The 19,980-nt window shown below is 61.7% G+C and carries 16 protein-coding genes and 1 pseudogene; 13 read left to right on the top strand and 4 right to left on the bottom strand.

Annotated elements, in window-relative coordinates; translation table 11 throughout:
• Nucleotides 1-11: 11 nt before the first annotated feature.
• Nucleotides 12-1,571, bottom strand: a complete 1,560-nt coding sequence (locus PMI04_RS10855; protein WP_007712385.1) for an inorganic phosphate transporter — start codon at nucleotides 1,569-1,571, stop codon at nucleotides 12-14.
• Between the two features lie 397 nt (nucleotides 1,572-1,968).
• Here PMI04_RS10855 and PMI04_RS10850 point away from each other — a divergent pair, with 397 nt between their 5' ends.
• A complete protein-coding gene (locus PMI04_RS10850; RefSeq protein ID WP_007712382.1) occupies nucleotides 1,969-3,501 on the top strand; it encodes an arylsulfatase in 1,533 nt (510 codons plus the stop codon).
• 76 nt (nucleotides 3,502-3,577) lie between these two features.
• On the opposite strand, the gene PMI04_RS10845 is transcribed toward PMI04_RS10850, so the two are convergent.
• Entirely contained in the window at nucleotides 3,578-4,453 is an 876-nt protein-coding gene (locus tag PMI04_RS10845; protein ID WP_007712380.1) for a hypothetical protein, read from the bottom strand.
• A 264-nt stretch (nucleotides 4,454-4,717) separates the two neighbouring features.
• On the opposite strand from PMI04_RS10845, the gene PMI04_RS10840 reads away from it, so the two are divergent.
• From PMI04_RS10840 to PMI04_RS10790, 11 genes and pseudogenes are all read left to right on the top strand, one after another.
• The gene (locus PMI04_RS10840) at nucleotides 4,718-5,965 is read left to right on the top strand and encodes an MFS transporter (RefSeq protein WP_037486831.1); all 1,248 of its coding nucleotides are present in this window, start codon (nucleotides 4,718-4,720) and stop codon (nucleotides 5,963-5,965) included.
• Nucleotides 5,966-6,053: 88 nt separating this feature from the next.
• Nucleotides 6,054-7,688, top strand: a complete 1,635-nt coding sequence (locus PMI04_RS10835; protein ID WP_007712376.1) for a Na+/H+ antiporter — start codon at nucleotides 6,054-6,056, stop codon at nucleotides 7,686-7,688.
• Nucleotides 7,689-7,697: 9 nt separating this feature from the next.
• Nucleotides 7,698-8,375, top strand: coding sequence for a TetR family transcriptional regulator (locus tag PMI04_RS10830; protein WP_007712374.1), 678 nt, complete (start codon nucleotides 7,698-7,700; stop codon nucleotides 8,373-8,375).
• Nucleotides 8,376-8,494: 119 nt separating this feature from the next.
• Nucleotides 8,495-9,280: a sterol desaturase family protein gene (locus PMI04_RS10825; protein WP_052028092.1), complete on the top strand. Its 786-nt coding sequence runs from the start codon at nucleotides 8,495-8,497 to the stop codon at nucleotides 9,278-9,280.
• A gap of 1 nt (nucleotide 9,281) precedes the next feature.
• Nucleotides 9,282-9,776: a VOC family protein gene (locus tag PMI04_RS10820; protein WP_037486828.1), complete on the top strand. Its 495-nt coding sequence runs from the start codon at nucleotides 9,282-9,284 to the stop codon at nucleotides 9,774-9,776.
• Nucleotides 9,777-9,923: 147 nt separating this feature from the next.
• Nucleotides 9,924-10,787, top strand: coding sequence for an SDR family NAD(P)-dependent oxidoreductase (locus PMI04_RS10815; RefSeq protein WP_007712368.1), 864 nt, complete (start codon nucleotides 9,924-9,926; stop codon nucleotides 10,785-10,787).
• 12 nt (nucleotides 10,788-10,799) lie between these two features.
• Nucleotides 10,800-11,486, top strand: coding sequence for a GntR family transcriptional regulator (locus PMI04_RS10810; RefSeq protein WP_007712365.1), 687 nt, complete (start codon nucleotides 10,800-10,802; stop codon nucleotides 11,484-11,486).
• 90 nt (nucleotides 11,487-11,576) lie between these two features.
• The gene (locus PMI04_RS10805; RefSeq protein ID WP_007712363.1) at nucleotides 11,577-12,092 is read left to right on the top strand and encodes a nitroreductase/quinone reductase family protein; all 516 of its coding nucleotides are present in this window, start codon (nucleotides 11,577-11,579) and stop codon (nucleotides 12,090-12,092) included.
• Between the two features lie 17 nt (nucleotides 12,093-12,109).
• Nucleotides 12,110-12,523: an EthD domain-containing protein gene (locus PMI04_RS10800; RefSeq protein ID WP_007712361.1), complete on the top strand. Its 414-nt coding sequence runs from the start codon at nucleotides 12,110-12,112 to the stop codon at nucleotides 12,521-12,523.
• A 98-nt stretch (nucleotides 12,524-12,621) separates the two neighbouring features.
• A complete protein-coding gene (locus tag PMI04_RS10795) occupies nucleotides 12,622-13,176 on the top strand; it encodes a nuclear transport factor 2 family protein (RefSeq protein WP_007712359.1) in 555 nt (184 codons plus the stop codon).
• An 83-nt stretch (nucleotides 13,177-13,259) separates the two neighbouring features.
• Nucleotides 13,260-14,427, top strand: a pseudogene (locus tag PMI04_RS10790) (MaoC family dehydratase N-terminal domain-containing protein).
• A 51-nt stretch (nucleotides 14,428-14,478) separates the two neighbouring features.
• On the opposite strand, the gene PMI04_RS10785 reads toward PMI04_RS10790, so the two are convergent.
• Entirely contained in the window at nucleotides 14,479-15,438 is a 960-nt protein-coding gene (locus PMI04_RS10785; RefSeq protein WP_081491034.1) for a LysR family transcriptional regulator, read from the bottom strand.
• Nucleotides 15,439-15,554: 116 nt separating this feature from the next.
• Here PMI04_RS10785 and ilvD point away from each other — a divergent pair, with 116 nt between their 5' ends.
• A complete protein-coding gene (gene ilvD, locus PMI04_RS10780; protein WP_007712353.1) occupies nucleotides 15,555-17,408 on the top strand; it encodes a dihydroxy-acid dehydratase in 1,854 nt (617 codons plus the stop codon).
• A gap of 61 nt (nucleotides 17,409-17,469) precedes the next feature.
• Here ilvD and PMI04_RS10775 read toward each other — a convergent pair whose 3' ends face one another.
• Nucleotides 17,470-19,974 (bottom strand): FtsX-like permease family protein, encoded by a 2,505-nt coding sequence (locus tag PMI04_RS10775; protein ID WP_007712351.1) that lies wholly within the window; start codon nucleotides 19,972-19,974, stop codon nucleotides 17,470-17,472.
• Nucleotides 19,975-19,980: the final 6 nt, after the last annotated feature.

Below are 19,980 nucleotides of genomic sequence, written 5' to 3'. Positions count from 1 at the left end.
CCCCCTGCCGATCAGAATATCTGCGCGAACAGAAGGTAAAGCCCACCCGCCAGCAGGATCGACACCGGCAACGTCAAAACCCATGCCACCAGCAGGTTGCGGATCGTTCCCATCTGCAGCCCGGATCCATTGGCCGCCATCGTTCCCGCCACGCCCGAAGATAGGACATGAGTGGTCGACACCGGCAAGCCCAGATGATCCGCGCCGAAGATCGTCGCCATCGCGACCAGTTCGGCCGACGCCCCCTGCGCATAGGTCAGATGGGTCTTGCCGATCTTCTCTCCCACGGTCACGACGATCCGTCGCCACCCGACCATCGTCCCAAGGCCCAGTGCGAAGGCGACGGCGATCTTGACCCAGGTCGGGATGAAACGGGTGCCGGCGTCGAGCGACGCCTTGTAGCTATTGAGCGCCTTCATGCCTGGCTCGGGCAGGTGCAGTGCCTTCTCCTTGCCGATCCGCTTGATCGCCTCGGACGCAAGATACATGTCGTTGCGGATGTTGCCGACAGCGGCTGCCGGCACCTGCGCCAGCGATCCATAGGCGCCGACCTGGCGATCAACATCGCCGATCAGCGCCGACAGCGCCGGTAGCGTGCTCGGCTCATACGCCTTGTCGGCAATATAATGCGTCACTTGCGCGCGCGCCTGCACCGGGGTCATCGCAATCGACGTCCGCGCGCCGAGCGCTGCAATAGCGGCCTGGGAATTGGCATGAAATTCGGCGGTATAGCGCGCCGGCACCGCGCGGTTGAGCGCATAGGCGGTCGGCACGGTACCGATCAGGATCAGCATGATGAGGCCCATGCCCTTCTGCCCGTCATTGGAACCATGGGCGAAGCTGACACCGGTGCAGGTAAAGATCAGCAGCGTCCGGATCCACAGCGGCGGCGGTACACCATCCCGGGGTTCCTGATAGAGCGCGTGATTGCGGATCAGCACGCGCATGGCAACGAACAACAGCGCCGCCATGCCGAAGCCGATCAACGGCGACAAAAGCAGCGCCTGACCAATCTCGGTCGCCTTGCTCCAGTCGACCCCGGACGTGCCGCTCTTGCCGTGCAGCAGCGCATTGGCGACGCCGACGCCGATGATGGAGCCAATCAGCGTATGCGAACTGGACGAGGGAATACCCAGCCACCAGGTCGCCAGATTCCAGAGGATCGCAGCGATCAACAGCGCAAATACCATGGCAAAACCGGCATTCGACCCGACCTGCAGGATCAGTTCCACCGGCAGCAATGAGACAATGCCGAAGGCGACAGCCCCGGTCGACAGCAGAACGCCGAGAAAATTGAAAAAGCCCGACCACACCACGGCGACATTGGCTGGCATCGCGTTGGTGTAGATGACGGTCGCCACCGCATTGGCCGTATCATGGAAGCCGTTCACGAATTCAAAGCCCAGCGCGATCAGCAGGGCCAGAAACAGCAGCAGGAAGGGCAGATAGGCCGTTGCCGAAACGCCCACGGCAGTCGCATCGCTATAGACGCTGTAGACGACATAGAGGAGCGCGGCGATGATCGCCGCCACGAAGCCAACGGTACCGATCCGGCCAAGGCCCCCATCCATGTCAGGGCGGCTCGATCCCCCAAGCGCCATAGTTGCCTGCATCGACTCGCCCCCGAAAAACCATTGCCTTCAGCCATGTTAGAGCCGCTGCATGACAACTGCGTTGCGCTGTCCGGGGCCAGTCTGACCTGAACAGCTAAGGGCAAACCCCGTCGCTGATGGGGACTATCCCCGACTGGCCTGCTCGCCACTGCCCCCCTAGCCTGCGCAAGTCCGGCATGACCTGGAGAGGCACGACGGCTCAGTCGGTGAACGGCATCACGCCCAGGCCGACGATATAATGACGCCCCTCCAACGTCAGGTGCCTGGCCAGAATGTCCCATGCGGCGGGTGGTTGTCTGCCCGGATGATATCGGGACCGGTCACCTTTGACCCATGACATGCAAGGAGGTCCACCATGCCGAACGGAAAACCGAATATCCTCGTCATCTGGGGGGACGATATCGGCCAGAGTAATCTGAGCTGCTATACCCACGGCTTGATGGGCTATCAGACGCCCAACATCGACCGTATCGCGAAGGAAGGCGCGCTGTTCACCGACAGCTATGGCGAGCAGAGCTGCACCGCCGGTCGATCCTCCTTCATCACTGGCCAAAGCGTCCTGCGCACCGGCCTGTCCAAGGTCGGTATTCCTGCGGCTCCGATCGGCATGAACGACAAGAGCGTGACGATTGCAGCGCTCCTCAAGGAGCAAGGCTATGCCACCGGTCAGTTCGGCAAGAACCATCTGGGCGACCTCAATCATATGCTGCCGACCAACCATGGTTTCGACGAATTTTATGGAAACCTCTATCATCTCAACGCCGAAGAAGAGCCTGAGATGTACGACTATCCGAAGGATCCGAAGTTCAAGGAGCGTTTCGGCCCGCGCGGCGTGATCCACAGCTTCGCAACCGATGTCGACGATCCGACCGAAATGCCCCGCTGGGGCAAGGTCGGCAAGCAGAAGATCGAGGATACCGGGCCGCTGACGACCAAGCGCATGGAAACTTGCGACGATGATTTTGTCGAAAGGGCGTCCACTTTCATCAAGCAGGCACAGGCTGACGGGAAGCCCTTTTTCGTCTGGCTGAACACGACGCACATGCACATGTTCACCCATACCAAGAAGGAAAGCCTGGGTCAGGCCGGCCGGTGGCAGTCCCCCTATCATGACACCATGATCGATCATGACAAGAATGTCGGTCAAATGCTCGATCTGCTGGATGAACTCGGTATCGCCGACGATACGTTCGTCCAATATTCGACCGATAACGGGCCGCATCGCAACAGCTGGCCGGATGGTGGCATGACCCCGTTCCGCAGCGAGAAGAATACCAACTGGGAAGGCGCCTTCCGCATCCCGATGCTGGCCCGCTGGCCGGGCAATATCAAGCCGGGAACGGTGTGCAACGGCATCGTCCAGCATCATGACTGGCTGCCGACCTTCCTCGAAATGGCAGGCGCGCCCGACATCGTGGACAAACTCAAACAGGGCTATTCCGCCGCGGGTCGTACCTACAAGAACCACATCGATGGGGTCAGCCTTGTTTCCTATCTGACGGGTAAGGAGAAGGAGTGCCCGCGCAACTTCTTCTTCTACATCAGCGATGACGGCGACATATTGGCGATGCGCTACGACAATTGGAAGATCGTGTTCATGGAACAGCGTTGCCATGGCACGCTGCAAGTGTGGGCAGAGCCCTTCACCAAGCTGCGCCTGCCCAAGATCTTCAACCTGCGGACCGACCCCTACGAATTCGCGGACGTCACATCGAACACTTATTATGACTGGTATCTGCACAACTGCTATTTCATCTATGCGGCACAGACCGGTGCGGCGATGTTCGCCGATACGTTCAGGGAATTCCCGCCGGTGCAAAAGCCCAACAGCTTTACCATCGACGATGCGATCTCGAAAATGGCGGAAGCCAATTCCGGCGCCAGTTGATCCCAACCCGGCACCAAAAAAGGAGGCTTGCCATATGGCAGGCCTCTTTTTTTTGCCTGTCGCTTTCGCTGTCGTCTTACGGAATGTCGGTCGATCCGGCCCTGCTCCCCCGCTTGATCAATATCTGATAGGGAATGGTAACGATCAGGGCGATCAGCAGGAACAGCAGCACCGCCGCCAGCAGAGCGGCATTGGCATGGTTGGCACCGATCAGGGCCATGGCGATGCCGGGGTGACGGGTCGCCGAGGCAAAAGCCAGGGCATAGCTGTCGCTCTTCATCTCGCCTCCCAGAAGATGCCCACCCAGCATCGCGACGATCGCCACGACAGCCATCGCGATCACCGTGCCGTCGCCGACCAGCGCCATCAGCTGGGGCCAGGCCTGCACCAGGATCGGCAGGAAAGCGATCACTACCAGCAACATCCCGATGGTACCGACCATGGGCGCAATCCGGCGCGAGAAATCAGGGGCGATCCAACGGCCGAGTGCGATGCCGATGATCATCGGAATGATCAGCCCGATCACCAGATTGCGCCCGATCACCGACAGGGGGAAAACCGCCTGCGCATCATAATGATGCGCTACCAACGTGCCGAGCGCCGGTACCGCAATCAGCGACACCACCCCCATCGCCAGTTGCAGCCCATACACATATTCGGGGCGCGCACCCGATTTCAACGCCTTGCCCGGAACCAGCGGCGGCACCGGCGAAATCGCCATCAGCAGAATGCCGGTCTTGGACGGAAGACTGAGTCCCGGCGCAATCGATACGACGATCAGGGCTGCGACCAGCGGAATGATATTGACGGCCACGATCGCTTTCAGCAGCAGCAGGGGACGGCACAGCACATAGGCGAATTGCCCCCTGGACGAAGCCATGGCGGCGCTGATGATCAGCAAGGCGAGGCTGAGGGTGACCAGCAGCGGGATTAGTTGCTTGATGACTTCCATGAACAAGGCCCTCGCATAATCATGTGCCGCGATAGCTTCGTCCTTTGTCTCCCCACGGAAAATGGGGGGAAACACCCATAGGATTGCGCGACGACTACTGAGCATGGGCATGGGCGCGGCCACGATATAAGAAATCGCTCCGGTCAGCATCGAACGATGCCCGCGACCTCGCGCCGCCCTGCCGCCACTGCTAGCGCGATATCAACAGTTGCTCGAAGGGTAATCCGTGCCACGCCGTCCCACTCTCCTCGCCATGCTCATCGCGTGACCGGGTCACGCCACCCGTTGGCATATCGCGATTTTCGTTATTTCTGGGCAGCGCGCATCTGCGCGATGCTGGCCCATAGCGGCTTGGTCGTGGCACTGGGCTGGGCGGTCTATGACGCGGCGCGGCTATCGATGGGCATCCGGGCTGCGGCACTGCGGTTGGGCCTGATCGGCCTGATCCAGTTCTTGCCGATCCTGCTGCTCAGTCCGATCACCGGACTGGCAGCCGACCGCTTCGATCGGCGACAGGTCGTGCGCCTCTCCATGCTGGGCCAATTGGCTTGCCCCGCGATGCTGGCCCTGCTTGCTTTTGGTCCCGGACAGGAACTGGCTACGCTCTATCTTGCCGCAGCCCTGTTTGCGGCGGCGCGCGCCTTTTACATGCCTGCCATGAACGCTTTGCCCCCGGCGCTTGTGCCTCGTCCCGCGTTGCCGCAAGCTATCGCCATCAGCGCGATCGCCGGGCGTATCGGCGGGATATTGGGACCGGTGATGGGCGGCTTTGCCTATGCGCTGGGGGCCGGATGGGCCTTCGCCGGATCGGCGATATTACTGGGCATCGCCCTGCTGCTGCACCTGCAGATCCGCCCCATCGTCCAGAGCTTTCACCAGGACGGCCGCCGCGCGTGGCACCTGATGTTGGAAGGGCTGCATTATGTCCTGCATAATCGCCTGCTGCTGGGCGCGATCAGCCTCGACATGTTCGCGGTACTGCTGGGTGGCGTCACTGCGCTGCTGCCGATATTTGCCCGTGACATCCTGCATATCGGACCTGCCGGACTTGGGCTGCTGCGCGGGGCTTCCTCGGTCGGCGCGCTGGCAACCGCGACTTGGCTCTCGTGGCGCCCGGTACGGGAAAATGTCGGCAGCAAGATGCTGATCGCGGTTGCCCTCTTTGGGCTTGCGACGATCGGGTTCGGCCTGTCACGTTCGGTGTCACTTTCGATGTTCTGCCTTGCCCTTTTGGGCGCCGCAGACATGGTTTCGGTTTATATCCGCCAGTCTCTGGTGCAGATCGCCACGCCCGACGACAAACGCGGCCGGGTCGGCGCCATATCGGGCCTGTTCATCGCCGGGTCGAACGAACTGGGCGAGATGGAAACGGGCGTCGCGGCGGCTTTCCTGGGTCCGGTCGGCGCGGTTATCATGGGCGGAGCGGGCGCGATCGGGCTTGCCCTCATGTGGCATAGACTATTCCCAGAACTGGCTGCTGCCCGCCGCTTCGATCAGGTCGAATCCGCCTGAGCCGCTCCGCCGCATTTGTCTTCCCAGGGGTTCCATCAGCGCAACGCCCCGACTAGGTAGACAAACGAAGAGCATATGGAGTGAGAATTTGGATATAGTTTCGGTCGTATTATTCCTGTTCCTGGCGGTTGTCGTAAGCGGCGCCATATCGCGGATGTTGCCCTTTTCGGTGCCGACACCGTTGGTTCAAATCCTGTTGGGTGCAGTAATCGGCCTCTCGACCTCCTACCGGGTCACACTCAATCCCGAATTATTCCTGTTACTCTTCCTGCCTCCCCTGTTGTTCCTCGACGGCTGGCGCATTCCCAAGGATGAGTTGCTCAAGGACGTATCGACCGTCGTTGAGCTGGCGCTGGGCCTCGTCCTGACGACGGTGATAGGCATGGGCTTCTTCATCAACTGGATGATCCCCGCCATGCCGCTTGCCGTCGCCTTCGCGCTGGCGGCCGTGGTTTCGCCGACCGATCCGATCGCGGTTTCCGCCATCGCTGCCCGCGTTCCCATCCCCAAGCGCATGATGCATATATTGGAAGGGGAATCGCTGCTGAATGACGCATCGGGCCTGGTCTGCCTGCGCTTTGCCATCGCCGCCGCGCTCACCGGCACCTTCTCGGCCGGCGATGCCGCGCTCAACTTCCTATGGCTCGCCTTCGCCGGCATCGCCATCGGCGTCGCGCTGACCCTGATCGTCTCGCGGGCGAAGGCCTGGGTAACACGGCGCTGGGGCGAGGAAAGCGGATCGCAAATCCTGGTCAGCCTGCTCATTCCGTTCGGCGCCTATATGCTGGCCGAGCATGTCCATGCCTCGGGCATCCTGGCCGCTGTCGCGGCGGGCGTCACCATGACCTTTGCCGAAATTTCGCGCGAGGCCATGGCCGAAACGCGGATGCGCCGAAGCTCCGTGTGGGAAACGATCCAGTTCACCCTCAATGGCATCATCTTCGTCCTGCTGGGCGAGCAGTTGCCGAGCATTCTGGCAGAAGCAAAGCGGACCGTGGCCCTGACTGGCCACACCGAGCCGGGCTGGCTCGCCCTTTACACTCTTGCCATCGTGCTGGGCCTGGCGGCGCTGCGCTTCCTTTGGGTGTGGGTATCGTTGCGTTTCACCATCCTGCGCAACCAGTATAAGGGCGTGGAAGGCCCCACGAGTCCGAGTTGGCGACTGGTTGCAGCAACATCCTTTGCCGGGGTACGAGGCGCGATCACGCTGGCGGGCGTGCTTACCCTGCCGCTCACACTGAATGACGGTACGCCCTTCCCGGCACGGGATCTCGCCATCTTCCTTGCGGCCGGCGTCATCATCCTATCGCTGGTGATCGCCAGTATCGCGCTCCCGATCCTGCTCAAGGGGCTGAACATGCCGCCCGAGGCATCCAAGCAGGCCGAGGAAAATGCCGCCCGTATCGCCACCGCCCAGGCAGCGATCCAAGCCATCGAGCGGCATCTTCACAGGCTGGCCGAAACGCATGGCGATGCCGACCTCTATGTCGAGGTCGGCGGCCGGATCATGGACCTGTATCGCGAACGGCTGGAAGCGCTCAGTGACAGCGAGGAGGACAGCCTGCGCGAGCAAGGTGCCTTGCTGTCCGAATTCCGGCTGGTGGGCGTCGCCGCCGAACGGGAAGCCTTGTCGAACCTGCTGCGAAACCGCGCGATCGGCAGCGAGACGGGACGCAAGCTCATCCGCGAACTCGATCTGTCGGAAGCGCGGCATCGCAGCTAGAACAAAGCAATGGCAGGAACCAAACCACAGGCCCCCGAAGCAGTGGCAGGCAACGAAGCGGGCAAGCCCGTCCGGCGCAAACGACGCTCGTCGGAAGAGATCAATAATCGCCTGATCGCTGCGGCCCAGGCGGAATTCAAGCGGCTTGGCTATGCTGGCGCAACCACTGCCGCGATCGCGCGCGCAGCCGAGACAACGGAAGCCCAGTTGTTCCGTAGCTTTGCCTCAAAAGCCGCATTATTCCAGGAAGCCGTATTCCGTCCGTTGAGCGCGCATCTGGAGCAGTTCAACCGCGATCATCTGATCTCGGCCGATGCTGCCCACCGTGCCGACAATGCCCGGCTTTATATCGCCGAATTGCAGCGCTTCGTGGCCGATAATGCGCGCCTTCTGCACGCAGCCCTACTCACAGGCAGCCACGAGGGCAGCGGCATTCCCCCCATAGAGAGCCTGACACGCTATTTCGATCGAGGTGCCGCCGTCCAGAGCGAGCGCATCGATGGCCCGCCGCGTGTCGACCCCAGACTGATGGTGCGCGTCTCCTTTGCGGCGGTGCTTGCCAATATGATGTTCCGCGACTGGCTGTTCCCCGATGACCTGAAGGACGATGCGGCAATCAATGCAGCGGTTGCCAATTTCGTCCTGGACGGCATAAACGCCAATGGTCCCATCCACCCTCACGACTGATCCCGGGCAGGCAAATTTCCGGCCTTCTTTGTCAACCGCGACAAATTACCCCGCATCACACATGCTATCCCGCCCGTTGCCACGGCTGCCCAAAGGGTGCCGAAATGGGAAGGACGGACGTGTTGGAATATTTGCGGAATGGAGAACATCTGCTCTCGCTTTGGCTGGGCCTGTTCGTGGCGAGCGGCATCGCCGCCGGAATCGTCAGCGGCTTCTTCAAAGCGCGCAAGATTCAACCTCGCGGCTTCAAATGGAAGATATTCCGCAACGAGGCGGGTTTTGCCATCATCAACCTGGCCATCACCGGCCTGCTGCTCGGAACGCTCAAGACCAAGTTGGTGGAAGCTGGCGCGATCAGTTTCAATCCTGCCCCGGCAACCTGGTGGATCGTGGCGCTCGAATATGCTCTCTATTTCCTGCTGTTCGATACCTATTTCTACTGGCTTCATCGCTGGATGCACAAGGAGCCGGTCTATAGCTGGGTCCACAAGATTCACCACAAGTCGACCTCCCCCAATCTGCTCACCACCCTGTCGGTCAGCCCATTGGAATCGCTCATCAACGGCGGCTTCGTGCCCCTGTTCCTGGCGGTCTTCACCGTTCATGACGCGACGGTCGCACTGATCGTGCCGACCAACATCGTGATGGGTCTATATGTCCATTCCGGTTATGAATTCCTGCCGCGCTGGTGGAACCGTAGCTGGGCCACGAAATGGTTCATCTCCGCGACCTTCCATGATCAGCATCATCGTTACTTCACGGGAAATTTCGGGGGATATACGACAATTTGGGATCGGCTGTGCAAGACAATGCGCCCCAAGTTCGAGGCCGATTTTGACAAGGTGAAGAGCCGATCGACCCACCCGGACGTCGTCGCCGATGCTCCGGCCGGTGAAAATGCCTGATATGCGCCAACACCTCTTCCTCCTCGCCACGATGGCAGCGCTGAGTTCGTCCCTGCCCGCCATGGCACAGGAACCCGTGCCGGCGATCGCCACCAGCTTGATGGCGCCAGGTCTGCGCGTCAGCAATATGGAACGATCCATAGCCTTCTATCAGACCGCACTGGGACTGGTCCCCGGTACGACGTTACAGCATGGATCCTTGACCGAAGTCATGCTCTGCGCCGACAGCAAGAACGGGCGACTGGCCCTGATCCTGCTGCATGACCGGGGACAAGATAGGTCCCCACCGATCACACCAGGCAACGGGCTTGCGAAGATCGTGCTGCGCGTGCCCGATCTGGCAGGCGTCGTGCAACGCATGCGAGCCGCCAACTATGCTACGAACGCTATCCGCCTTTCCGGCAAGGGACCGGCGATCCTGATGATCAACGACCCAGACGGCTATACCTTGGAGCTGGTCGGCAATCCACCACCCGCCCCCTCGCCCCAGGGGTGAGCGGATTGCGCCAGCCTGCATATCCTCCCGGCGATGAGCACGGCTTCAACCAGCTCATCGATTGAAATGTATCCAATCCTGTCATAGCGCGCTGTCATTGCCTCACATCGACCAAGATGTGCCGGCGCAGGATGGAGAGGAAAAGGGATGCGCGACATACCTGTCGTCGCCGTCGTCACCGGCGCCAGCCGCGGTGCGGGCCAGGGCATTGCCACAGCGCTCGGCCAGCATGGTTGCATCGTCTATGTGACCGGCCGATCGGAGCGGCCCGGGGATGCCAGCTTGCCTGGCACCATCCATGAAACAGCCGAGGCAGTTACGGCCGCTGGCGGGCGAGGCATTGCCGTCCGGCTCGACCATCGCGATGACGCTCAGATCGCGGCCCTGTTCGATCAGGTCCGAAATGAACAAGGACATATCGACATATTGGTCAACAATGTCGCGGCGATTCATGATGAACTGACCATGCCCGGCCGCTTCTGGGAAAAGCCGCTGAAGCTGGCCGACATCATCGACGTCGGCATCCGCAGCTCCTATGTTGCCAGCTATCACGCCGCGCCGATGATGGTCGGGCGCGGCAAGGGGTTGATCCTTTTCACCTCGGGATCAGGCGCGGCGCATTATGTGTATGGCCCGGGCTATGGCGCCCACAAGGCGAGCCAGGACAAGATGGCCGCCGACATGGCGATCGACCTGCACGATACCGGCGTGTCGGCCCTGTCGATCTGGATGGGCGCGTTGCGCACCGGGCGCCTGTTGCAACTGATCGCGTCCGATCCGGCCAAATATCGCTATCTGGAAGATATGGTGGAAACGCCGGAATTTACCGGCCATCTCATCTGGGCGCTTTCTCAGGACCCGGCTCTTGCGACGCTGAGCGGCCAGACATTCATAGGCGCTGAACTTGCCCGGCGTTATGGTCTGACCGACGCCGGCGGTCGCCTGCCCCCTTCTTATCGCGATAGCTATGGCGTCGCGCCATTGCCCCAATATGACCGCATCATCCGCTGAGGGGCGCCACCCATGAAGCAAACGGATTCCGCTCAGGTTGCGAGCCAGCGCGTCGCCGACATCGTCGCCGAATGGATCTTGTCCGGCCGCCTGCCGCCCGGCAGCCGGATCAAGCAGGACGAGATCGCCACCGAACTCCATGTCAGCCGCATCCCCGTGCGTGACGCGCTACGCATGCTAGAGGCACGCGGCCTGGTGACGCTGCGCCCGAATGCTGGCGCGCGCGTGGCACGGAGCAGCGGTCGCGACATGGAACTGAACTATCGCATGCGCGAAGCCCTGGAGCCCATGCTGCTGGCGGAAAGCCTGCCGCATCTCGTCGACATCGATATCGAACGGATGCGCGAGACATTGCATGCCCTGCGCGATGCGGCCGATGTCGAAACCTTCCTGCCGCTCGACCGGCAGTTCCACTGGATCGCCTTTCAGCGTCATCAAGCGCCCCAGCTTGCCCAGGCCGTTGAGCGGCTTTGGGATACCGGGCAAAGCTATCGCCGCGCCTATGCCAAGCTCGCACTTAAAAATGGCGGCCGCATCCTCCACACCGAGCAGGAACTGTATTTCGGCGCGATCGAGCGGCGCGAACTGGAGATCGCGCAGTCCGCGTTAATCCTGCATATCCGCCGTACCCGGACCGGCCTGTCCAGCTATGGCCATCTGATCGATGCAGAACCGGTGATCCGCACCAGCCGCCTGTGACCAGCCCAAACATCGCTGTGGCGCTGCCCTTTCCCATCCACCCCTGCCACGATTGCTCTACATTTGGTCGCCAGGAGAGAGGAACAGAGCATGAGTGACGACACATCGGCCGCCATCCGCGACACGCGCAAGGACTGGATCAGCGAGCATCGCGACATGTATCTCCGCTCGGGCGGCGCCCAGGGGCATATCATGGACATCACCGCCGTCGGCGGGCATGGCTTCACCACCCACTGCATGATCCGCTATACCGGTCGCAAGAGCGGCAAGACCTTCATCACCACGCTGATCTATGGCGATATTGGCGGTGAAGTGGTGATTGTGGCGTCCAAGGGCGGCGCGGATCATCATCCCGCCTGGTATCTCAACATCCGCGACAGCGAGCATGTCGACTTCCAGGTCGCGACCCAGGCGTTTCGCGCGACCTGGCGGGAGCCGGACAGCGAGGAACGGGACCGGGTCTGGGCCTTCATGTGCCAGGTTTTCCCCGCCTATGCCGGTTACCAGCAGTCGACCGACCGGCAGATCCCGCTGGTGATGATGAAGGCGATCGAACCAATCGCGCCCTTCCAACTGTCCGATGCCACCGGCGAGCGGCAATATTGAACGGGGAGAGAGCAATCATGATCAAACAGGTCGTCTTCCTCAAGAAGCGCGCAGACCTCTCCATGGACCAGTTCATGGACTATTATGAGAACCAGCATTCGCAGCTGTCGCAGAAAATGGGGGCAAAACCCGCCCTGCCCAACGCCCAGCGTTACGTCCGGCGTTACGTCACGCCCCAGCCCAATCCGCTGACGGGCGAGGTCATCCATCCCGGCTATGACTGCATCATGGAAATCTGGTGGAATAGCCGGGCCGATTATGAGGCCGCCATGAGCGGCCTGTCCGACCCGGCGATGCTCGACGTGCGCAAGGCCGATGAACTGCGCCTATTCGCCAGCAACAGCAACCCGGTCTGCCTGGTCGAGGAATATGACAGCCCGATGGGTCCCAATGGCGAGATGCTGCAGGTCACACTCACCCCGCAAGCCTGACCATCGACTTCGCCATCACGATATGTCCCGGGCCGATTGACCCGTGTGCCCGCCGCTCCTCATATTGGATACATAATGGGATCGAGAGGAGTGGCCTGATGGATATGCAGCAGGAACTGGCGAGGCTCGCCGTCACGGTACGCGGGCTGAAGGATCGACAGGATATCCTGGACTGCATCCAGCGTGAATGCCGTGGCCGTGACCGCCAGGACATAGATCAGATCAACAGTTGCTGGTGGGAGGATGGGGTCGATGAACATGGCCCCGTCATCACATGTGCGCCCGACTATGCGGCCCGCGCCAATATGGGGCATGGCAAATTCTTCCTGATGACCAGCCATAATATCACCAACCATCTGTGCGAGATCGACGGCGATACGGCCTATTGCGAGACTTACACGATTGGTGGGCTGTTCTGGCTGGACGGCAAGACCACGACGATCGCCTTCGGCCGTTATATCGACCAGTTGGAACGGCGGAACGGGGAATGGCGTCTGCTCACCCGGCGTTGCACGATCGAGATGTCGGCGGACACCGACGGCAGTTGGGTCTATTCCAGCAATGTGAAGGGCTTTCTCAAGGCGCATTGGAGCCAGGAGGATCCATCCTATCAGCGACCGATCGTCGCATCGCGCGAGGGTGAGCGCTGGTAGTCCATCGCGAAGGCGATTGCTGCGCAAGCCCTCTTGCCCCGCCATCTTTGACGGGTCTCAATCGGACCAGAGGAGAGATGCGTATGAATATGGCCACGCTGGATTGTTCCGACATCGACCAATATCTGGGCAAGGTGATGGATTCCTCGCCTCTGCGCGAACCGATCGGCAACAATGATATCCGTCGCTGGGTCCATGCCATGCATTATCCCAACCTGCTCCATTATGATCCGGCCTTTGCCATGGCCAGCCACTGGGGTCGGCTGGTAGCCCCCAAAGCTTTTGCATCGCCACCGATGACGGCCATGGTGCCGCCCCTGCCTGTGTCGGCCGGATCGCCAATTCCCACCTGCTGTTCGGCGGGGACGAATGGTGGTTCTATGGCCCGCGCGTTTTTGGTGGCGACACGATCCGCAACGAACGCATTCCGTTCGACTATGTCGTCAAGGACACCAAATTCGCCGGCCCGACCTGCTTCCAGCGCGGCGACAATAATTATTATAATCAGCATGGCGACTTCATTGCGCGCCAACGCTCCACATCGATCCGCTACAGCGCCCATGCTGGGGGCGCAGCCACCGATCTCTCCGATTCAGAGGAGCCTGAATGGAGCGATGAAGATGTCGATGCTCTGGAAGCGCGCAAGCTCGGTTGGGTCGAGATGTTGCGCGACCTTGCTCATAAGCCACGCTGGTGGGATGAGGTCGCGATCGGCGACCAACTGCCCGAGCGCGTCTTCGGCCCGCACAGCGTGGCCAGCTTCGCCACTGAATGGCGTGCCTATCTGGTCAATATCTGGGGCACGATGGATCTGCGCAAAAATGATCTCGAAGCACTGGGCTTCACCCGGAAATGGCGGGTTATGAAAATGATCCGGACATGCAGTTGCTTAATCCGGCCCTGACCGATGGTGCCTATTACGGGCCTTCGCGCGGCCATCTTTTCCCGAAATATGCCCGACGGATCGGCATGCCCCGCGCCTATGGCTATGGCGCGTCGATGGGGTCGTGGGTGACCGATTATTTGAGCGGGTGGGCCGGCGAGCATGGCATGGTCGTGCATTCCAATGCGTCCTACCGCGCGCCCGCGCTGAGTGGCGACATCACCGTGCAAAATGGTGCGATCGTCGACAAGATGATCGACGCCGACGGGCGACATCTGATCCAGGTCAAGCAGACCATGGCCAATCAGAAAGGTACGGTCATCTGCACTGCCGTCGCCGAAATAGCACTGCCCAAGAAACCGGAATAAGCGCGCATTGCTTCACATGGCGTTCATCCGGCGCCGCTATAGCGGTCCTCGTCACTTCTCCCCCCTTGAAGTGACACCTCCCTGAACCTCGGCCCCGCCGCATTCCCTTGTGCGGCGGGGCTTCTTTTGGATGAGGTCACTGTGCTGGCGCGCGACACCCAGCAGCCCGGCCAGCGTTGCACCGTCATCCGCCTTGCGCCAGGCCAGCCCCGTTTCCAGAACCGGCGCATCGTCAAGGTCAAGATAACGCACCCCCGTTCGTGCCAGATTGCGTAGCGAGGCGGGGACCAGCGCAACCCCCATGCCCGCCGATACCAGACTGATGATCGTCTGCATCTGGATCGCTTCCTGCCGGACCTCCACGCGCTGACCCCGCCCACGCAAATAGCCGGTCACCACATCGTGGAAGGCGGGTGCAACCCGGCGCGGAAACAGGACCAGAGGTTGGTCCAGCCAGTCGTCGCCTCTGCCTTTTCCCGGCACCACCCAATTGTCCGGCACTGCCACCACAAGCGGTTCGCGCAGCAGCGCCATATAGCTCAGCGCCTCGGGCAGGGCAGCATCGGGAGAGATGATGATACCCGCATCTCCCATTCCTTCCAGCAGGCTGGCGATTTGGACATCGCTGGTCGCTTCGGTCAGAGCGATCTCCACATCGGGGAAATGCGCCGCATACTCCCTGACCAGCATCGGTAGCAGACTATAATCGGCCGTGCTGACGAAGCTCAATCCGATCTGTCCCGTCGTTCCGTCACGCAGGCGCTGGGCGATGTCCGGTAGCCGGGCGACCCCTTCCACCGCAGGGCGCACATGCGCCAGCCACTGCCGGCCAAAGCCCGTCAGGGCCACACTGCGCTTCGACCGGGTGAAGAGCGGCGCGCCAAGTTCTCGTTCCAATGCGAGGATGGACTGGCTGAGCGGCGGCTGGGTCATGCCCAGTTGCTCGGCCGCACGCCCGAAATGCAGGGTATCGGCAACGGCCAGAAAATGACGGAGCGAACGCAGATCGATCATGGATAAAGTCTCCTGTCGACCTTATAATAACCCAATAATATATTTCACAACCTTCGTGCAAAGGCGTAGGGCGCAGCCATTGCAGGGAAACAAGATTACAGGAATGGCGCAAAATGCCTCATTATCGTTCACGCACCAGTACCCATGGCCGTAATATGGCCGGCGCGCGCGGCTTGTGGCGCGCCACAGGCATGACCGACGCGGATTTCGGCAAGCCGATCATCGCCATCGCCAACAGCTTCACCCAGTTCGTGCCGGGCCATGTCCATTTGAAGGATCTGGGCCAGTTGGTCGCGCGCGAGATTGAAGCGGCCGGCGGCGTCGCCAAGGAATTTAACTGCATTGCGGTCGATGACGGCATCGCCATGGGGCATGATGGGATGCTCTATTCGCTGCCCAGCCGCGACCTGATCGCCGACAGCGTCGAATATATGGCCAATGCGCACTGCGCCGACGCGCTCGTCTGCATTTCCAACTGCGACAAGATCACGCCCGGCATGCTGATGGCTGCGATGCGCCTCAACATCCCCGCCATCTTCGTCTCGGGCGGGCCGATGGAGGCCGGCAAGGCGGACATTCGCGGACAGACCGTCGCGCTCGACCTGGTCGATGCCATGGTCGTCGCTGCCGACGACAATTATACCGACGAGGAAGTCGCGGCGATCGAAAAGGCCGCCTGCCCCACCTGCGGCAGTTGCTCGGGCATGTTCACCGCCAATTCGATGAACTGCCTGACCGAAGCACTGGGCCTGTCGCTGCCGGGTAACGGATCGGTCCTCGCGACCCATGCCGACCGCGAAAAGCTGTTCCGCGAGGCGGGGCACACGATCGTCGATCTCGCCAAGCGCTGGTATGAGCAGGATGATGCCTCCGCCCTGCCGCGCAGCATTGCCAGCTTCGCCGCTTTTGAAAATGCGATGAGCCTGGACATCGCCATGGGCGGTTCGACCAACACCGTGCTGCACCTGCTCGCCGCCGCGCATGAGGGCGAAGTGCATTTCACCATGGCCGATATCGACCGGCTGTCGCGCCGCGTCCCCTGCCTGTGCAAGGTCGCCCCGGCCAAGCAGGACGTGCATATGGAGGATGTCCACCGCGCCGGTGGCATCATGGCGATCCTGGGCCAGCTCGACCGGGCGAGCCTGCTCGATACCTCGCTGCCCACCGTCCATGCGCCGACCATGGCGGATGCGCTTAACCGCTGGGACATCAGCCGCACCAACAGCGAGAGCGTGCAGGAGTTCTTCAAGGCGGCGCCCGGCGGCGTGCGTACCACCCAGGCCTTCAGCCAGAGCAACCGCTGGAAGGAACTGGACATGGATCGCCAGACCGGGGTCATCCGCAGTGCCGAACATCCCTTCTCCAAGGATGGCGGCCTCGCCGTGCTGTTCGGCAATCTCGCGCCCGAAGGCTGCATCGTGAAGACGGCAGGCGTCGACGACAGCGTCCTGACCTTCCACGGCACCGCGCGCGTCTATGAAAGCCAGGACGCAGCGGTCGCGGGGATTTTGGGCAATGAGGTGAAGGCGGGCGACATTGTCGTCATCCGCTATGAAGGGCCAAAGGGCGGGCCGGGCATGCAGGAAATGCTCTACCCGACCAGCTATCTGAAGTCGAAGGGGCTGGGCAAGGCCTGCGCCCTCATCACCGACGGGCGCTTCTCGGGTGGCACATCGGGCCTGTCGATCGGCCATGTCTCGCCCGAAGCGGCGGAAGGCGGGCTGATCGCGCTGGTCGTCACCGGCGATCCGATCCTGATCGATATCCCCAATCGTGGCATTCATCTCGCGGTCGACGATGCCGAACTGGCCCGGCGCCATGAGGAGATGGTCGAACGTGGCAAGAAGGCGTGGAAGCCCTTTGGCCGCAAGCGCAATGTCTCGCCAGCGCTGCGCGCCTATGCTGCGCTCACCACCAACGCTGCGCGCGGCGCGGTGCGCGACGTCAGCCAGGTCGAAAAGGACTGATCGGCCAAGCGCATGAGGTGATGATCCGACCGATGGATCGGATCATCACCTCCTTCCTTCATCATTCGTAGCGCAATGCGTGGATGGGATTGGTTCGCGCAACGCGGAAGCTGTGCGCACCGATCGTTCCCACCGCGATGACCAGCGCCAATCCGCCCGCCATCAGGAAGGGCAACGGCGTCAGCGCAATCCGCGCGTCGAAGCCATTGAGCCAGTCTCGCATCAGCCACCAGGCGATCGGCCAGGCAATCAGGTTGGCGATCAGCACCGGGCGGGTGAACTGCCAGACTAGCAGTTGCACGATCCGCCAGGTACTGGCGCCAAGCACCTTACGAATGCCGATTTCCTTGGTGCGGCGCTGGGCCGTGAAGGCGGACAGCCCGAACAGGCCGAGGCAACCGACGATCACCGCCAACAGGGCAAAGGCGGCGAAGGCCTGGGCGCGAGCTTCCTCGGCATGATAGACTTCGCGCACGATGTCGTCGCTGAAGCGGGCGGTGAAGGGCACTTCGGGGGCAAGGCGTTTCCACACACTCTCGATCCGCGCCAGCACTGTCGCCGGATTGCCATGATAGCGGATCAGCATCTCATTATGATTGTCCTGATCATAAAGGAAGAAGATCGGGTCCATCGGGTCGCGGATCGAACGGAAGCGTGAATCCTGCACGACGCCGATGATGGTGATCGGAACGCTGCCACCAAATTCGTCGCGCACCAGGCCGCCACGCACCTGCTTGCCGATCGCGTCCTGCGGCGAGGCAAAGCCCAGCCGCTTGACCGCCAGTTCATTGACGACGGTGTTGGCCCCGCGCGCGGCAAAGGCGCGTTCGGCCGCCGGATCCTCCGGGAAAGGCCGAGTGATGTCGTCGATCGGCCGGTTGATGTCGAAGCTCCGCCCGGCCAGCAGCTTGATGCCCATCGTGTCGAAGAATTTCGTGTCGACCTGATAGATGCCCATGCTGATGGGCTCTTCACGGCCGGGCACCAATATGCCGCTATTGGTGTTGTTGGTGGTGCTGATGCCGATATTGGTACGGCCGACCGAAGTCACGCCGTCGACCTTCTCGATTTCCCGCACCATCGTGTCGAGCACCGGGTCGAGCTGGCGGCGGCTGATGCCGGAAATCTGGATCAGCCCGTCGCGCTTGTAGCCGGGATCGGAATTGCGGGCATAGAGGGTCTGGGCATAGACCACCGCGGTGCAGATGATGAGGCCGATCGACACGGCGAACTGGGCGACGACCAGCGCGCTGCGCAGCCGGCCCGATCCCTCCGCATCGGCCGCCGACTTGTTCGCCTTCAGCACGCGGGCGGGCTGGAAGCGGGACAGGTAGAAGGCGGGATAGGCGCCGCCGGCCACGCCGACCAGCAGCACCAGGCCGATGATCGGCAGGATGAGACCGCCGCTGCCGAAATAATGGAGCGTGAGATCCGCGTCGAGGAAGCGGCTCACCAGGGGCAACAGCAATTCGGTCAGCGCCAGCGCGACCAGCATCGCCACCGCCGAAACCAGGATGGATTCGCCGATGAATTGCAGCACCAGCTGGCGGCGGTTGGCGCCCAGCACCTTGCGCAGCGCAACCTCACGAGCGCGCTGGCTGGCGCGGGCCGTGGCCAGGTTGACGAAATTGACGCAGGCCATGCCCAGGATCAGCAGCGCGACGATGGCGAAGGTGATGATCGACCCGCGATCATTGCCCGGCGTCATCGACCCATTCTGCGCCCGGCCGAGATGGACGTCGCGCACATTGACCAGGGCGAAGTTCATGTCATCGCCCTGGTTGAAGCGACGCCCCCCGAAAAACTGGTCGGGAATGTTGCGCTTTTCCCATTGCGGCAGCTGGGCGTTGATCGCCTTGACGTCGGCACCGGGCTTCAGCCGGAGATAGATCCAGCCCGATTGCCAGCCATATTGGCTGAGGAAATCGGGCGTCTGCGTCCAGTAGCTGGGCGGATCATAGCGGGCGAGCATGGTGATCTTGAGGTGCGAGGCCTTGGGCAGGTCCTTGAGCACGCCATTGATGCGATAATCGGTCGAGATGCCGCGCGAGATGAGCGTCAGCGTCTGGCCCACCGGATCTTCGCTGCCGAAACGGCGCTTCGCCTCGCTGTCGGTCAGCACCATGTCGCCGGGCTTGGCCAGCGCGGTGCGGGGATCGCCCTTCACCAGCGGCAGGTCGAGCACGTCGAAAACCGGGCCATCGACGAATTTCATTTCGTCCACTTCGGTCGCGACGCCGTTGCGTAACGCGACCGGCCCCGCCGAAAGCAGATGGACGGACGCGGCGATCTGCGGGAAATCCTTCCGCAGCGCCGCCTGCGCGACATACGGCGCCATCTGGAGATTATTTTCCCGGCCGCCATGCGGATCGGTATAATAGGTCTGGAACTGGAAGGTCCGGTCCGCCTGCGGCAGCCAGGCGTCGAAGGTCAGTTCATTGCGGACAAACAGCAGGATGATGAGGCAGGCTGCCATGCCGGTCGCCAGCCCCAATATGTTGATCGCCGCATAGGTCCGGCTCTTGAGCAGCGACCGCAGGCCGACCGTCAGATAATTGCGCCACATGGGAAG

It is taken from the genome of Sphingobium sp. AP49 (genome assembly GCF_000281715.2).
GTDB lineage: Bacteria > Pseudomonadota > Alphaproteobacteria > Sphingomonadales > Sphingomonadaceae > Sphingobium.
The sequence above is the reverse complement of the archived record's forward strand: the minus strand, read 5'-3'. Positions and strand labels throughout refer to the sequence as shown.